The sequence below is a fragment of the Dietzia maris genome (genome assembly GCF_014144855.1).
In the GTDB taxonomy this organism is placed as follows: domain Bacteria; phylum Actinomycetota; class Actinomycetes; order Mycobacteriales; family Mycobacteriaceae; genus Dietzia; species Dietzia kunjamensis.
This window is the reverse complement of record NZ_JAALDN010000058.1, coordinates 1-15,075: the sequence shown is the minus strand read 5'-3', so window position 1 is coordinate 15,075 and position 15,075 is coordinate 1. Positions and strand designations below refer to the sequence as shown.

Genomic DNA, 15,075 nt, shown 5'->3' with positions numbered 1-15,075 from the left:
GAGCTGGGCGCCCCCACCGGCTGGGCGCTGCCCATCATCACCCTGCTGGGGACCGCCGCCGCGATCGTCGCGGCGTTCATCGGCAGCGGAGCGCTGGGCGGGACGCCGATCGCCGAGGCCGCCGGCGGTGTCCTGTCCGCCGACGCGACGCCAGTGGCTCCCGCCGGGTCGGCGTTCAGCATCTGGAGCGTGATCTATCTCGGGCTCACCGCGTACGCGATCTGGCAGCTGACCCCGGTGGCGCGGCGCTCCGCTCGGCAGGCGGCGCTGCGGCCGTGGGCTCTGGCCTCTGTGTTGCTCAACGCCGCGTGGGTCTGGGCGGTGCAACTCGAGCTGATCCTGGGCTCGGTGATCGTGATCGTGCTGCTGCTGGCGGTGTTGATCCGCATCATGTTCATTCTCGGCGCGCCGCGCATCGGCGGGGTGGTCGAGACCGTGGTCACCGACGGCACGTTCGGGCTGTACCTGGGCTGGGCGTCGGTGGCGTTCTTCGCCAATACCTACGCGTGGATCGCGAGCGAAGGCGTCGAGGTGGTGACCGGGGTGCCGTTCGGGATCGTCGGCATCGTCGTGGCCGCGGCTGTCGGCGTGGCGACCGCGCTTATCAGTGGCGGGCGCATACCGCCGGCGCTGGCGACGGCCTGGGGACTGGCGTGGGTCGCGTACGGCCGCACCTCGGGCGAGCACGAATCGGCCGCGCTGGTGTGGACGGCGTCGATCGCGTCGGTCGTGGTGGTCGTGGTCGCACTCGTCCGGAGACTCACGGTCGGCAAGCGGCAGCCGCGCGGGGCGGCTCAGCCTGCCAACGCCGCAGAGCGCACGGCCCAGTAGGCGGCGCCGACGACCGCGCCAATCACCATGGCCGGGCCGAACGCGATACCGCTCTTGGCCCCCACCCGACCCGCGGCCAGCAGCACGAGTGCGACGGTGGCGTTGATGACGAACGCGGCCAACGTCCCGGCGACCACGGCGGGCCAGCCGAACCAGCCGAGGAACGCGCCGAGCACGCCGGAGAGTTTGACGTCCCCCAGGCCGAGACCGGACGGATTGATGAGCGCCAGCACGAAATAGAACGCGAGCAGCGCGGCCGCGGCGGCGGCAGCCCGACCGAGCGAACCCCAGACATCGAACATCGCGGCCGTCACTGTAAGACCGCCGAACACCATGGGGTACAGGGGCAGGACGATCTTGTCGGGCATTCGGAAGACCGCGAGGTCGATAGCGATCAGGAGCGCGCACCCCACGGCGAGCGCGGCGAACGTCACTAGGTCGGCCCACCCCAGAGCCAGGTACGCGGCGCCGAACCCGCCGGCCGCCGCCAGCACCACGTGCAGTCCACTGCGCAGCCACCGGGAATCGGATTCGGCGAGGGAGCGCATCCACCGCCCGAGCGCCGCCGCAACCCCGCCGGATACGACGGCCGACGCCACGGCGATCACAGAGAGCATGTCAGGAGAACGCCTCCATCATGTTGATCACGGTCGGTCCGAGCAGCACGATGAACAATACGGGCAGGATGCACGTCAGGAGCGGGAAGATCACCTTGACGGGCACCTGCTGAGCCTTTTCCTCTGCGCGCTGGCGACGCTTGACTCGCATTTCGCTCGCCTGGGTGCGCAGGACATCGGCAACGGAGATGCCGTAGGCGTCGGCCTGGATGATCGCCCGGACGAAGCGCCGCAGGTCGGGCACATCGGTCCGCAGGGCAAGCGACTCGTAGGCAGTGCGGCGTAGCTGGCCCACCTGGATCTCCTGCAGGGTGCGGATGAGCTCCTGCGCCAGCGGGCCGGTGCCGTTGCGGCCGGCGCGGGCCATGGCGGCGTCGAAGCCGAGGCCGGCTTCGACCGCGATGGTCATCTGGTCGAGGGTGTCGGCCAGTTCGAGCTGGATCTCGTCGTTGCGCTCCTGGCTGCGGCTGCTCAGGAGCAGCTCGGGCAGGAAGTAGCAGACCGCCGTCGTGCCCAGGACAAGAAGCAGAAGGAGCGGCTCCGGTCTGGCGCGGAACAGCATGAGGCCCAGCAGGATCACGACGAGCGGCAGGACGACCTTGGCGACCACCAGCCGCTGGAGTGACCAGCCCGTGGGTCGGCCAGCACGGATGGTCAGCCTCTCGAGCCTGCGGATGGTGCCTGCCGGCGTGAGTCGGCGGGCGAACTCGTACAGGCGACTGCGGGAGTCGTCGTCGTCGACCCCCGTGAGGTCCACGGGTGCAGCGGCGTATCCCTCGTCGATCCCCCGGCGGAGGTTGGCGACGGTGCGCGCGCGGACGGTGTCACGGCCGGCGAATACCGCGAAGGCAAGCATGAACATCGACGCGGTGAGGACGAACACGGCCACCGCGGCGGGCAGTGAACTCACGCGGGGCTCCTTTCGAGGGGCGAGAGGGTAGGGGGAGGAGGGGCGGCCCTGAGGGAGGGGCCGACCCTGTCAGAACTTAATACGGACGACCTTGCTCAGCCAGATGCCGCCGATGGTCAGCATCACGACGCCGGCCGCGATCATCCCCCAGCCGAGCGGGCTCTGGGTGAGCACGCCGATGTAGGACGGGTTGGAGATAAACAGGAACCCGCCGATGCCGAACGGCAGCGCCATGAGGACGTACGCCGACAGCTTCCCTTCGGCGGCGAGCGCTGCCACCTGCCGGCGGATCTGGTTGCGTTCGCGGATGGTGTGGCCCACGGCGTCGAGAACCTCGGCGAGGTTGCCGCCGACCTCGCGGTTGATCGCGATGGCCTGGGTGACCCACACGAAGTCCTGGCTGCCCATCCGGTTGGCGGTCTCCTCGAGGGCGGGGCCGAGGTCGCGGCCGACGCGGGTCTCGTTGATGATCCGCGCGAACTCCTCGGACGTAGGTTGTTCGGCTTCGCGTGCGACGGAGGCCAGCGCCTGCAGCATGGAGTGTCCGGCGCGCAGGCTGCTGGACATGAGCTGCAGGGAATCGTCGAGTTGGTCGGCGAACTTGGCGCGACGGCGAGAAGCGAGAATCTGTAGAAGGGCGTAGCCACCTGCGGGCGCGAGAAGGGCCAGGAACGTGCCCATCAGCGGACCGACGAGGATGAGGCCGAGGGCGAACGCGACGATCGAGGCGACGACGACGAGGAAGACGTAGTCCTGGAGCCCCATGCGGACTCCGGCGCGTTCGAGCTGGCCGGCTCCGGTGGTCCCGCGGCGGCGCAGGAGGGAATCGATTGCCTCGGTGGCGGCGGTGGCCGCGCGGCTGATCGGTCCGGGTCCTTCGGCCATGCCGGGCCGTCGGCGTTCCCGGGGAATCCGCCCCGGCGCGGGAGAGAGGATGAGGTAGCCGCCCGTGAGCAGCGCGAGCGTGAGGGCGGCGATCGCGAACCCCGCGGGGGACAGCAGCGTCTGGCTCATCGGATGGATCCGGGGTTCTCGGTGGTCGCGCCGAACACCCGTGGGGACAGGGTGATGCCGAGTTCGTTGAACCGGTCGGTGAAGCGAGGCCGGACGCCGGTGGCCTGGGGCTTGCCGAGGAACTTGCCGTCGGGGCCGAGGCCGGCGGAGTAGTCGAAGAGGAAGGCGTCCTGCAGGGTGACGGTCTGGCCTTCCATGCCCTGGACCTCGGTGACGGCGGTGACGCGGCGGGTGCCGTCGCGGAGCCGGGTGAGCTGGATGATCACGTCGACGGCGGAGGCGATCTGCTCGCGGATGGCGCGCAGGGGAAGGTCCATGCCGGCCATGAGGACAAGGGTCTCCAGTCGGGCGATGGCGTCACGTGGCGAATTAGAGTGGACGGTGGAGAGCGAGCCGTCGTGACCGGTGTTCATGGCCTGGAGCATGTCGAGCGTCTCCCCGCCGCGGACCTCGCCGACGACGATGCGGTCGGGCCGCATGCGGAGGGAGTTGCGCACGAGTTCGCGGATGGTGATCTCGCCGCGTCCTTCGATGTTGGCCGGGCGGGACTCGAGACGGACCACGTGATCCTGTTGGAGCTGCAACTCCACGGCGTCCTCGATGGTGACGATCCGCTCGCCCTCGGGGATGTACGAGGACAGGACGTTGAGCAGAGTGGTCTTGCCGGAGCCGGTGCCTCCGGAGACGATGATGTTGAGCCGCGCCTCCACGCAGGCCTGCAGCAGTTCGGACATCTCCGGGGTGAGGGTGCCGAACCGGATGAGGTCGTGGACCTTGAACGGATCCTTGGAGAACTTCCGGATGGTCAGCGAGGAGCCGTTAACGGCCAGCGGCGGGATAACGGCGTTGACGCGCGAGCCGTCGGCGAGTCGGGCGTCGACCAGCGGGGACGACTCGTCGACGCGGCGGCCGATGCGGGAGACGATCCGCTCGATGACCTGACGGAGGTGCTCCTCTGAAGCGAACCTGGAGGGATGGCGGGTGAGCTGGCCTGCGCGCTCGACGAAGATCATGTCGGGGCCGTTGACCATGATCTCGGTGATCTCCGGGTCGTCGAGCATCTTCTCGAGCGGGCCGTGACCCAGCACGTCGGCCTGCACGTCGGTGATGAGGCGCACGCGCTGGTCGCTGGTGAGTGGGACGGTCTCGTCTTCGACGACCTTGTTGAGCTCGCTCCGCACCATGGCGTGGAGCTGCTCCTCGGTGAGCGACGGGTTGTTCAGGCGAGCACCGATGCGCTCGAACAGGGCGCTGGCTGCGCGCTCCTTGAGGGCGACCAGCGGATCGACAGTGGGATCGTCGGCGGGTGTGCTCCCCGCGGTCTTCGTGGACGGAGTGTTGGTGGCAGTGGCCGGCTTCGTCGTCGTCCCCGTCGGGGCGACCACGGTCGGCGTGGATGGTGGCGCGGCGGAGGCCGACGATGCGGCGTCGGACGCGGGCGCGTCGGTGCCGGTGGCTCCCGGGGCGACGCGGGCCGCGCGGAGGCGTTCGGACAGGCTCATGCCTTCACTCGCTTCCGGCGGAGTCGGTGCCGACCACCCTCGGCGGTCAGCACGGCGGTCGCGGTGGGGCGCATGGGCGCCGGGGTGAACCTGTCGACCAGCTTGCGCAGCTGCTTGGCCATCGCATCGCGGCCGTCGCTCTGCAGGAGGGGGACTCCCTGGTTGACCGACACGGGAACCGCCTTGCTGCGGGGGAGCACCAGATCGACGCCGGTGCCGATGGTGGCTTCGACGTCGGCCTTGGTGAGCCCGCTGCGGGGGTCGGCGAAGTTCACCACGACGTGCCGCTTCTCGAGATTCAGTCCCAGGTCGCGCAGGATGTTCAGTTCCTTGCGCAGCCCGCGCACTCCGGGCACGTCGAGGCTGGTCAGCGTGACCAGTTCGTCGGCCTGGTCGATCGCGGCGAGGGCGTGGTCGTCGAGTCCGGGAGCGGTGTCCACCACGACGTACCGGAATTCCGAGGCAAGGGTCTGCAGGAGCTGGGCCACGTCGGCGGCGGTGATGTCGTCGGCGTCGGCGGGCGAGGTCGGCCCGCACACGGCGTAGAGGCCGGTCTGGTGCTGGGTGAGGAAGGTCTTGAGCACCATGGAGTCCTGGACGGCCGGGCCGCGGACCACGTCGAGGAGGGTGTGCTCGGGGTCCAGGTTGAGGGCGCTGGCCACGTCGCCGAACTGCACGTCGAGGTCAACAATCACTGTTGAGAGAGGGGCTGTCCGGGCGAGGCCGACCGCGAGGTTGGTGGCGACGGTCGTCTTGCCCACTCCGCCCTTAGGGGAGACAACGCTGATGACGCGGCCCCGCGTGCTGGCGCTGCCGTTCATGGCGGGGTCGCCCGGACCCTGAGGTGCGGTCGAGGCGGCGACCTGGGCGGCCCGACCGAGCACCGCGGCGAGCTCGCCGACCTCGGCTTCGGGATGCACCACGTCGCAGGCGCCCGCTCGGAGAGCGGCCAGGGCGAACGTGTCGGGGTGCTCGCTCACCAGCACCACGGCCATGCCGGGGCACTCGGCGGCGAGGCGGGACGAGAGCCCTAGTGCCTCGTTGCGGCCGGCAGCGACGTCAATCACGACGACCTGGGGGATGGCGACGCCCGGCCCGAGCTGCTGGAACAGCTGTGACGGGCCAGTTGGCAGGGGGCTCCCGGCGATCACCGAGATCGGCTCGCCGGTGGCGGTGGCGACCCTCCCGCGAAGATCGGGGGAATCGGTGGCGATCAGTATGCGGCTCATGAGGCGAAGTCCCTGAAATCGGTCTTGGGGGTGCCGTCCTGAGGCACGGTCGAGTCCTCAAGGGAAAGCCAGATACTTGAGTGTTCTGCAGCGTGGACTACGGTCAGCGACTGATCGGTGGTCAATGCCATCGTGATCATGGCACCACCGTCCGGCACCGGTGCAGCGTCGGGGTTCTCGACCCCTTCGTTCGGTTGAGTCGCACCGAGGCCGCCTTGGACGCGGGTCACGAGGATTTTCCGGAGAATGAGGCGGGTCGTCCCGTCACCGAGGGTCACGAAGACTCCAACGGTGTCACCGGGGGTGATCGTGCCGCCGACGATGCGCGGCGCATCGAGCGCAATGGTGACCGAGTGATACCCCTCGGGCACTGGGATGCCGCCGAACCGCTCCAGCGACTGTCGGGTGACGAACCGGGCGCCCAAGACCTGTTCGCCGGGCTGCAGGTCGGCCGCGGCGACACGGCCGGCCACCTCCGCGAGCGACCGGATGGGACCGGGCCCTACCGCAGCTTTGGGCAGCCGCTCGGTGGTCACCGATGCAGCGATCTCTTCAGCAGGTGTCCCTTGGGTGATGGGTGCGGACACGACCAGCACTTCAACGGGGTCCATGTTCGCCATTGCGCGACTGTCGGCATTGTTAACGTAGCTGACGAGCAGCACTGCGCCGAGGATCGCGAGTACGCCGGCCGCGATGGCGGAGACGAGACGTCGGTTCATTGGGCTCTCACTAGTCGGGTAGTAGGACGACGGCGGCGGCGCCCAGATCGGGGCCACCCGGTCCGTAGTCGAAGTCGGGGTCTTCTTGGAGCACGGTGGTGAAGTAACCGCTGATGCACCGCTCATTGCCGCGGCAAGGTGGGTTCCAGCTCTGGCCGGAGAAGTGGTATCCGGTCACCGTGAACGCCGCGTAGCCGTACACCATGTACCAGGCGCCTCTTCCCTGGCCGCCCTTCTCATCCGGGTCGGCGTCGTCGAAGATCGGCACGAGGATCGTTCGGTCGCGGATAGTCGAGAGATCGCAGTGCTTTGCCGTATTGCCCGGTTCGCTCTCGGCTCGGGTGCCGATCCGCGTGGTGGCGTTGCAGCTCTTCTTGACGTCGGTCTCCAACCAGCCGAAGCCGCCCGGGAGGTAGGTGGGGGAACCGTCCACCGAGTCGGTGCACGTGCCCGCCGGCGTGGTGATGATCACCTGCTCTCGACCCGATGGCCGCCCGTCCACCGAGTACTTGTTGAAATCGCAGAGAGAGAAGATCATCGGAAGAGCCGATGTGCCGCCCGTCGGGGAACCCCAGCCAGCAGTGGCGGACGTCGCGAGCTCGGTCGAGTCGACACCCAGGACCGGCGCAAACCAATGCTGTCGGACCGCGGACGTGCGAACGGTGACTCGCCCGGATGCCTCGGTGGGAATCGGGTCGACGTCCGCCACTGCGGCCGCTGAGTTGCTGTTGAGCGTCGCCAGCGATTGCGCAGTCTCGGCCGGCGCACCGCAGTTCTTGCGGGCGCAGTCCTGGGCGATCGCGAGCGCAGCTGCGTCCGCGCCGGTCTGAAGCTGTTGTCTTTCGGCATGGGTCGCCGCTATGTCGAGGGAAATGGCGGCGAAGCCGAGGAGAGGAACGAGGAGGATCGCGATGAACACCGCGATCGCTCCACGATCTTCGTCTAACCGAAGCATCGCATGGTCCCCTTCCCAGTGAGGGTGAAGTCGTCGATGGGAAGGAATCCCGAGACCAGAGAGAACGGGTACTCGATCGTGACCGAGGCGAGCCCGGCGCCGGTCAGCGCCGACGAGCAGCCGGCAGTAGGGGTAACGACAATTCGTGCGGCAGAAAGGTCTAGGGGTTGAGCGGACAGCTCAGTCGCCGAGATGGCGGCAGTGGTGCTGTCCTGTAGTGCCATGACTCGGACGCCGTCGCGCGCAGCGTTAGAGAGGGTGGTCTGCACGTGGTACGCGCGACCGAATTCGAGGATGCCGAGGACAAGAAGCAGGAGTATCGGCAGTACGAGCGCGAATTCCACTGCTGCTGCTCCGCGGTCACGTGAGGGCGTGAACATTGCGGCGCCTGAGGGGGGGGAGGGGGGATCAGGTTATGAGCTGGGACGAGAAGGAACGCGGCCGGTCATGGGGCGCCGGCGCGGCGGAGGGTTGACCGCCGCGCCGGCGCAGTTTCCTACGGCTTACAGACCGGCCTCGCCCTCGCCCTCGCCAACGGGCAGCGCGTCGTTTACGCCCGTGAACATCTCGTTGAGGTTGTCGCCGAGAGCGATCACGGCGGCAATGATCACGACGGCAATGAGCCCGACCATCAGGCCGTACTCGACAGCGGTAGCGCCGCGGTCCTTGCGGTTCTCGAAGCGGTCATCGAGGAACGCCTGGAAGGTGACCATGAGGGCATAAACCTGGTTCATGTTGAACCCTTTCTTGCGAGGGATTGAGCCGGTGGCTCGAGGGGGAGGGGCGCCCCTCGGCTGTCGGAACAGTCTGTGATGGGGCTGAGAAGAGTATGCACCCGCTTCTCAGGTTGTGCAAGCGTTCAGATATGTTTGCGTGATGAACTTCATAGGAGGCGCGCATTTGCCGTGTTCGCGGGCCTGCGCCCCGCGAGATAGTGACCAGCGCAACGGGTCTCGGAGGCGCTGGTCTGCCCGCTCGAGCTCGGCATCAGGACGTCGGTCCGTTAGCGCGGCTGCGAGGTGAACGGCAGCTGAGTAAGGAGTGCAAGTGACTTCTTACTTTGTGGTAGGAGCCACCGGTGTGTGATTTGCCAGCGAAAACGCCTGCCGCATACGCGGTTGCACGTCGGGTCCGTCTCGGTACCGTCACCCTCACGACGCCGTCCGAGGAGGTTCTTGATGACCGCACGCACCGTGTCCACCGCCCGCCGCGCCCGGAGGAGTTCGACCTTCGTGGCCCTGTCCGCCGCCGCGCTCCTGCTGGCCTCATGCGGCACCGGAGAGGACTCTCCAGCGGCGGGGGGTGACGTCACGCCACAGGACGGCGCGGGCAATACGTCCGAGACCAGTACCTCCGACACCACCGCGCAGACGTCCGGTCAGAACGCCGGCGGCCAAGCGATCGCGACCGCCGAGCTGGTGAACCCCGAGGGTGAATCGCGGGGTATGGCCGAGTTCGCGGAGGCCGATGGCGGCACGCTCATCACGGTCAACGCGACCGATCTGGAGCCCGGCTTTCACGGCCTGCACATCCACGGCGCGGGCCTATGCGAGCCCGACAGTGAGAACCCCACCCAGCCGGGCGAGCGGGGCGCGTTCCTCTCCGCCGGCGGCCACCTGGCCGGACCCGGCGGCGAAGCCGGCCACCCCGAGCACGCCGGGGACCTGCCGACCCTCTACGTGACCGAGGACGGCACGGCCCGGATCGTCACGCTCACCGACCGCCTGGACCGCGACCTGCTCCTGGACGAGGACGGCTCGGCGGTGATGGTCCACGAGAACTCCGACAACCTCGCCAACATTCCCGAGCGCTACGCGCCCGAGGGGGCCGACGAGGAGACGCGCAACGCCGGCGACGGTGGGAGCCGCGCCGCCTGCGGGGTCGTCACCGAGCAGAACTGACTACTTCTGCCGCGACACCCGGCCCATGAGGTAGAACTCCGGGTTCGGGCGCATGTCGGTGGCGTTGGCCAGCCGGTTGCTCAGCCCGAACAGCCCGGTGATCGCGGCGATGTCCCACGCGTCCTCGTCGTCGAGGCCGTGCTCGTGCAGGGCGGCGAAGTCGGCGTCGCCCAGTTTGTCGGAGTGCAGGTTGACCTTGGTCGCGAAGTCGCAGATCGCCCGCTCGCGCGGCGTGAGGTCGGCCTTGCGGTAGTTCACCGCCAGCTGGTCGGCGAGCAACGGCGCCTTCTTGACGATCCGCAGGATCGCCCCGTGCGCCACCACGCAGAACAGGCAGCTGTTCTGCCCGGAGATGGTCACCACGATCATCTCCTTGTCCGCCTTGGACAGGTTGCCCTCGCGCTCCATCAACGCGTCGTGATAGGCGAAGAACGCCCGCGACTCGGCGGGGCGGCGCCCGAACATCAGGAACACCTCGGGCACGAACCCGGCCTTCTCCTGCTCGGCGAGGATCCGCTCGCGCAGGTCATCGGGCAGGTCGTTGAGCTCGGCGAGGGGGTAGCGGTCCGACATGAAGGGCTCCGGGGCGTAGACGGGCGAGAAGTCGCCTCAGCGTAGGACGCGCGGGGGGCCGCCGGACGCGATCGGCGGGCCCGCCCCCGAGCGGGTCACCCGCGCTCAGGACTCGCGGAGCTGCCCCCACACGTGGACGTGGTCGATCTCCACCCACGCGTCCACGCGGGCGCGGTCGCGCACCGGGTACGGCTCGCCGGTGTAGTGCGTGCTCAGGGCGTCGATGCCGGACAGGTCCGGGTCGTCGGCGATCTCCACGACCCGCCCCTGGATGCTCGCGTGGGTGTACCAGTCCTCGGACGCGATGACGGACAGTGCCACCCGCGGGTCGCGCCGGAGGTGCTGCAGTCGCACGCGGCCGGCGTCGAGGTTGAGGTGGATCCGGTCGCCCTCGACCAGCCGGTACCAGGTCGGCACGGTGACCGGGGAGCCGTCCTTGCGCAGCGTCGCCATGACGGCGGGGTTGGGTGCGAGCAGGACGGCGCGGGTGTCATCGTCCAGGTGGGAATCGGGCACGGCAGGGGTCCTTCCCGTCGGGTGTGCGGTCCTTATCCAGTGTGCGCAGACCAGATCGTCGCGCCACCGGACGTGCGCACCGGAACGGCCCGGCACGGTCCCCGACCGGTAGCCAGATACCCCGCAGGGTTTTACGGTGGCTGATGTACCTGTTCCCCCACCGAAAAGGGACGCAGCACAATGCTTCTCGAACGCATCTATGACTACGACCTGGCCCACGCCAGCTACTTCATCGGCTGCCAGAGCAGCAGCGAAGCGATCGTCGTGGACCCCAGCCGCGACCTCCGGCCCTACTTCGAGATGGCCGACCAGCACGGCATGACCATCGTCAAGGTCACCGAGACGCATATCCACGCCGACTACCTGTCCGGCACCCGCGAACTGGCCGCCGCGACCGGCGCCACCGTCTACCTCTCCGACGAGGGCGGCGACGACTGGCGCTATGGCTTCGAGGGCGAGCGGCTCCGCGACGGCGACACCATCGAGCTCGGCAACGTCCAGCTCAAGGCCGTGCACACCCCCGGCCACACGCCCGAGCACCTCATGTTCCTCGTCACCGACGGCGCGTTCGCCGACGAGCCCGGCTACGCGCTCACCGGCGACTTCGTGTTCTGCGGCGATCTCGGCCGACCGGACCTGCTCGACGAGACCACCGGCGGCAACGCGTCGAACGACGAGGACACCCGCGTCGACAGCGCCAAGCAGCTGTTCGCCAGCCTGCGCGAGCGCTTCCTCACCCTGCCCGACCACGTCCAGGTGTTCCCGGCCCACGGCGCGGGCTCGGCCTGCGGCAAGTCCCTGGGGGCCTTGCCCTCCAGCTCGGTGGGTTACGAGCGGAAGTTCGCGTGGTGGCCCGAGTACGTGGAGAACGACGACGAGGAGGGCTTCATCTCCGAACTCCTCGACGGCCAGCCCGACGCGCCGGCGTACTTCGGGCGGATGAAGCGCGAGAACCGGGACGGCCCCTCCGTGCTCGGCAATCCGTTGACGGAGCTGCACGAGCTGCCTGCCCAGGAGGTGGCCTCCGGCATCGAATCCGGTGACCTCGTCGTCGTCGACCCCCGCCCCGCCGACGACGTCCACGACGGCACCGTCGACCGCGCCATCAACCTCCCCGCCGGCCAGGCGGGCACCTACGCCGGCTGGGCGATCGACCCGGAGTCCGACACCCGCGGCCTGGTCTTCCTCGCCGAAGACGCCGAGGAGGCCGACGAGCTGCGGCGCCGCGTCATCCGGGTGGGGGTCGACACCACGCGCGGGTACGTCACCTCCACCGACGGACTGCCCACGTTCCGCCCGGAGACCGTGGACCCGAAGGACCTGGAGTCCCACGAGCACGCCATGGTGCTCGACGTCCGCGCCACCTCCGAGTACTCCGACGGCCACGTTTCCGACGCCACCCAGCTGCACGGTGGCCAGGTGATGTGGGAGCGCGACGAACTGCCCGACTCGGGAAAGATCGTCACCTACTGCCAGTCCGGCACCCGCAGCTCGGTGGTCGCCAGCTCACTGCGCAGCGTCGGTTACGACGTCACCGAGCTCGAGGGCAGCTACTCCGCCTGGGAGGACGCCGGGATGCCCACGGAGTGACCGGCCGGCCGTGGCGCCGCCAACGGGCGCGGTGCCACGGCCTCGCCCGCGGGCAGGAACCGGCCCGCCGCGAACTCGGAGCCGTAGCCCGGGGCGAACTGACCGTCGGACCACACCACGTGGCCGCCGATGATCGTCGCCGCAACCGCCCGGTCGTTGCGGTTGACCATCCGGCGGATCCCGCCGAACTCGTCCATGGCCTCCTCGTGGTACTCGAGGGACTCGCCGTCGAGCCCGGACGGGTCGACGACCACCACATCCGCTCGCGCGCCCACCTGCAGGCGCCCGGCGTCGAGGCGGTAGAAATCCGCCAGCTCGCCGGTGAGCTTGTACACGGCCTCCCCGGTGGTGAGGAACGGCGTGCCCTTGAGTTGCGCCCGGTGCACGCGCTCGAGCAGACGGATCCCGAAGTTGTAGAACGCCATGTTCCGCAGGTGCGCGCCGGCATCGGAGAAACCGATCGTCACGCCCGGGGTCCGCGCCAGCCGGTTGGCGACCTTCTCCCGCGCGTTGGCGATGGTGGTGGTCCACCGGAAGTCGGTGCCGTACTCCACCACCAGGTCGAGGTAGGCGTCCGCCGGGTGGAGCTTCCGGGCGCGCGCGACGTCGCCGACGGTCTGGCCGACCAGTGACTCGTCGGGGCAGGCCACGATGAGCGCGTCGTCGAAGTCCCGGTGCCACACGCGTGGGCTGAAGCGCTTCTCGAAGTCGCGGCGGAACCAGCGCCGGTAGCTCTCCTGCTCGAGCAGGTCGGTGCGGGCCATCTCGTCGACGAGGTGCAGTGCCTCGCGGCCGGAGCCGAACTCCTCGAACACCACCAGGTCGATCCCGTCGGCCCACACCTTGAATGTCGTGGGCAGGTGCTGCCACACGAACTTGCCCTTACCCAGAGTGTTGGCGGCAAAGGCGATGGGCCGGAAGATGCGGTTGACCCACGGCTCGGCCAGCGTGTCGGCGGCGGCCAGCAGCGAGACACGCAGGGGCTTGCGGAACAGCCCGGTGCTGGTGGCGGCGTAGAAGGCCACGTCGACCTTGGTGTTGAGGTTGGGCACGCCCTGCAGGACCCGGTCACGACGACGAAGAAGACGGCTGATCCGCCGGAACTCGCCCCACGAGGCGTGCGTGGAGGGCAGGGTCCGCGAGCGGTAGCGGTCGCCGTCCATCTTGTCCCACGGATTGGTCATGGTGGACACGCCCAGGAAGCCTTCGTCGAGAGCGGCGTTGATGCGGCGGTCGATCTTGCGCAACTCGTCGAGGCTGGGAAACTGCTTGGGGTCGGTCGCCCGGCCCAACCCCATCACCGAGGCGCGGACGTCGGAGTGGCCGAGGAACGACGCGACGTTGGGCCCCAGCGGCAGGTTCTCGACCGTGCGCCGCCAGTCCGCCGGGCCCGACCAGGTCTTCTTCTGCTCGAGCGCCGCCAGCACCGAGTCGCGGGGCAGGGCCTCGACGCGGCTGAACAGGTCGGCGACGTCGACGGCGCCCGAGTACACGCCCGAGATGGAGCAGTTGCCCACCAGGACCGTGGTCACCCCGTGCCGGACGGATTCGCCCAGGCCCGGGGAGACGAGCAGCTCGACGTCGTAGTGGGTGTGGGTGTCCACGAACCCGGGCGTCACCCACCGCCCCTCGGCTTCCACGACCCGCGTGCCGGGCGAGACGGGCAGCGGCGCGGGACTGATCGCCGCCACGACACCGGCCCTGATCCCGACGTCCGCGCGGACGCCCGGGGCGCCGGTGCCGTCGAAGACCGTGCCCCCGCGGATGACGACGTCGAAGTCCGTCCCGCCCGGGCTGGGTTTCTCGGCGTTCTCAGCGCGATCGGCGCGATCGGCGCGATCGGCGTTCTTGGTGATGCTCACGAGGAACTCCTCTTGATGTGATGTGGAACACAGCTGCTCCCAGGCTACTCGGACATTCGTCCATGTCCAGCCCGGGTTGGCACCGGGCTATGTCAGGGATGCCGAGTAGCGTGGCCGCCATGACGACCCGCACGGAGCGCCTGGACGGCCTGCCGTTCACCCGCAAGCACCGCAAGCTGCTGCTCGGCTCGGGCGTGGGCTGGGCACTCGATGCCATGGACGTCGGCCTCATCTCGTTCGTCATGGCGGCATTGGCGGTCCACTGGTCGCTCTCGCCCACCGAGCTGTCCTGGGTCGGGTCCATCGGGTTCGTGGGGATGGCGATCGGCGCCGCCCTCGGCGGACTGCTCGCCGACAAGATCGGTCGACGCCAGGTCTTCGCCGTCACCCTGCTGGTCTACGGCCTCGCCACCGGCGCGGCGGCCCTGTCGACCGGCATCGCCATGCTCATCGTGCTGCGGTTCATCGTCGGCCTGGGCCTGGGCGCCGAGCTGCCGGTGGCGTCCACCCTGGTCAGCGAGTTCGCGCCCCGCCGGATCCGCGGCAGGGTGGTGGTGATCCTCGAGGGGTTCTGGGCCGTCGGCTGGATCATGGCCGCCCTCATCGGCTACTTCGTGGTGCCGGTCGGCGACGACGGGTGGCGGTGGGCCCTGGCCATCGGGATCATCCCGGCCGCGTACGCGCTGGTCGTGCGATTCGGACTGCCCGAATCGGTGCGCTACCTGGAATCGACGGGCCGCGTCGACGAGGCCGAGCGGATCGTCCGCGACTACGAGGCGTCCGCGGGGGTCGAGCCGACGGCCGCGCCGTCTGCACCGTCTGCGGCTGCGCCCGCTCACGCCGGCGCCGACGGGGC

General features: G+C 69.2%; 16 protein-coding genes. 4 read left to right on the top strand and 12 right to left on the bottom strand.

Going from position 1 to position 15,075, the window contains the following annotated elements:
* Positions 1–3 precede the first annotated feature (3 nt).
* Positions 4–831, top strand: a complete 828-nt coding sequence (locus G6024_RS02250; RefSeq protein WP_159147840.1) for a TspO-related membrane protein — start codon at positions 4–6, stop codon at positions 829–831.
* Here the strand turns inward: G6024_RS02250 and G6024_RS02245 are convergent.
* The 9 genes from G6024_RS02245 to G6024_RS02205 all read right to left on the bottom strand — a co-directional run bounded on the left by G6024_RS02245 (position 795) and on the right by G6024_RS02205 (position 8,511).
* Positions 795–1,448, bottom strand: a complete 654-nt coding sequence (locus tag G6024_RS02245; protein WP_132062977.1) for a prepilin peptidase — start codon at positions 1,446–1,448, stop codon at positions 795–797. The two genes, G6024_RS02250 and G6024_RS02245, sit on opposite strands and share 37 nt — an antisense overlap.
* Before the next feature lies 1 nt (position 1,449).
* The gene (locus G6024_RS02240; RefSeq protein WP_227022205.1) at positions 1,450–2,358 is read right to left on the bottom strand and encodes a type II secretion system F family protein; all 909 of its coding nucleotides are present in this window, start codon (positions 2,356–2,358) and stop codon (positions 1,450–1,452) included.
* A 69-nt stretch (positions 2,359–2,427) separates the two neighbouring features.
* Positions 2,428–3,372, bottom strand: a complete 945-nt coding sequence (locus G6024_RS02235; RefSeq protein WP_096906554.1) for a type II secretion system F family protein — start codon at positions 3,370–3,372, stop codon at positions 2,428–2,430.
* Positions 3,369–4,874, bottom strand: a complete 1,506-nt coding sequence (locus G6024_RS02230; RefSeq protein WP_132062975.1) for a TadA family conjugal transfer-associated ATPase — start codon at positions 4,872–4,874, stop codon at positions 3,369–3,371. Before G6024_RS02230 ends, G6024_RS02235 begins: the two co-directional genes overlap by 4 nt.
* The gene (locus tag G6024_RS02225; RefSeq protein WP_132062973.1) at positions 4,871–6,103 is read right to left on the bottom strand and encodes a CpaE/TadZ family protein; all 1,233 of its coding nucleotides are present in this window, start codon (positions 6,101–6,103) and stop codon (positions 4,871–4,873) included. The genes G6024_RS02230 and G6024_RS02225 overlap by 4 nt, the downstream gene beginning before the upstream one ends.
* Positions 6,100–6,822 carry a Flp pilus assembly protein CpaB gene (cpaB, locus tag G6024_RS02220; RefSeq protein WP_159147838.1) on the bottom strand — a complete coding sequence of 241 codons (723 nt, stop codon included), beginning with the start codon at positions 6,820–6,822 and terminating at the stop codon, positions 6,100–6,102. Before cpaB ends, G6024_RS02225 begins: the two co-directional genes overlap by 4 nt.
* Positions 6,823–6,832: 10 nt before the next feature.
* Positions 6,833–7,741 (bottom strand): pilus assembly protein TadG-related protein, encoded by a 909-nt coding sequence (locus tag G6024_RS02215; protein WP_301162473.1) that lies wholly within the window; start codon positions 7,739–7,741, stop codon positions 6,833–6,835.
* A gap of 23 nt (positions 7,742–7,764) precedes the next feature.
* Positions 7,765–8,121 (bottom strand): TadE/TadG family type IV pilus assembly protein, encoded by a 357-nt coding sequence (locus G6024_RS02210; protein WP_235027727.1) that lies wholly within the window; start codon positions 8,119–8,121, stop codon positions 7,765–7,767.
* 159 nt (positions 8,122–8,280) lie between these two features.
* On the bottom strand, positions 8,281–8,511 hold the full coding sequence (locus G6024_RS02205) for a Flp family type IVb pilin (RefSeq protein ID WP_132062965.1): 231 nt from the start codon (positions 8,509–8,511) through the stop codon (positions 8,281–8,283).
* 444 nt (positions 8,512–8,955) lie between these two features.
* Here G6024_RS02205 and G6024_RS02200 point away from each other — a divergent pair, with 444 nt between their 5' ends.
* Positions 8,956–9,678, top strand: coding sequence for a superoxide dismutase family protein (locus G6024_RS02200; protein ID WP_132062963.1), 723 nt, complete (start codon positions 8,956–8,958; stop codon positions 9,676–9,678).
* Here G6024_RS02200 and G6024_RS02195 read toward each other — a convergent pair whose 3' ends face one another.
* Together G6024_RS02195 and G6024_RS02190 are read right to left on the bottom strand one after the other, a co-directional pair.
* Positions 9,679–10,251, bottom strand: a complete 573-nt coding sequence (locus G6024_RS02195; protein WP_132062961.1) for a peroxidase-related enzyme — start codon at positions 10,249–10,251, stop codon at positions 9,679–9,681. It lies immediately after the preceding gene.
* Positions 10,252–10,356: 105 nt separating this feature from the next.
* A complete protein-coding gene (locus tag G6024_RS02190) occupies positions 10,357–10,767 on the bottom strand; it encodes a PPOX class F420-dependent oxidoreductase (RefSeq protein ID WP_132062959.1) in 411 nt (136 codons plus the stop codon).
* Between the two features lie 180 nt (positions 10,768–10,947).
* On the opposite strand from G6024_RS02190, the gene G6024_RS02185 reads away from it, so the two are divergent.
* A complete protein-coding gene (locus tag G6024_RS02185; protein ID WP_132062957.1) occupies positions 10,948–12,357 on the top strand; it encodes an MBL fold metallo-hydrolase in 1,410 nt (469 codons plus the stop codon).
* Here the strand turns inward: G6024_RS02185 and G6024_RS02180 are convergent.
* Positions 12,318–14,123, bottom strand: a complete 1,806-nt coding sequence (locus tag G6024_RS02180) for an N-acyl-D-amino-acid deacylase family protein (RefSeq protein WP_227022211.1) — start codon at positions 14,121–14,123, stop codon at positions 12,318–12,320. The two genes, G6024_RS02185 and G6024_RS02180, sit on opposite strands and share 40 nt — an antisense overlap.
* A gap of 215 nt (positions 14,124–14,338) precedes the next feature.
* Between G6024_RS02180 and G6024_RS02175 the strand changes: the two genes are divergently transcribed.
* On the top strand, positions 14,339–15,075 hold a 737-nt coding region (locus G6024_RS02175; RefSeq protein ID WP_159147836.1), incomplete at its 3' end, for an MFS transporter.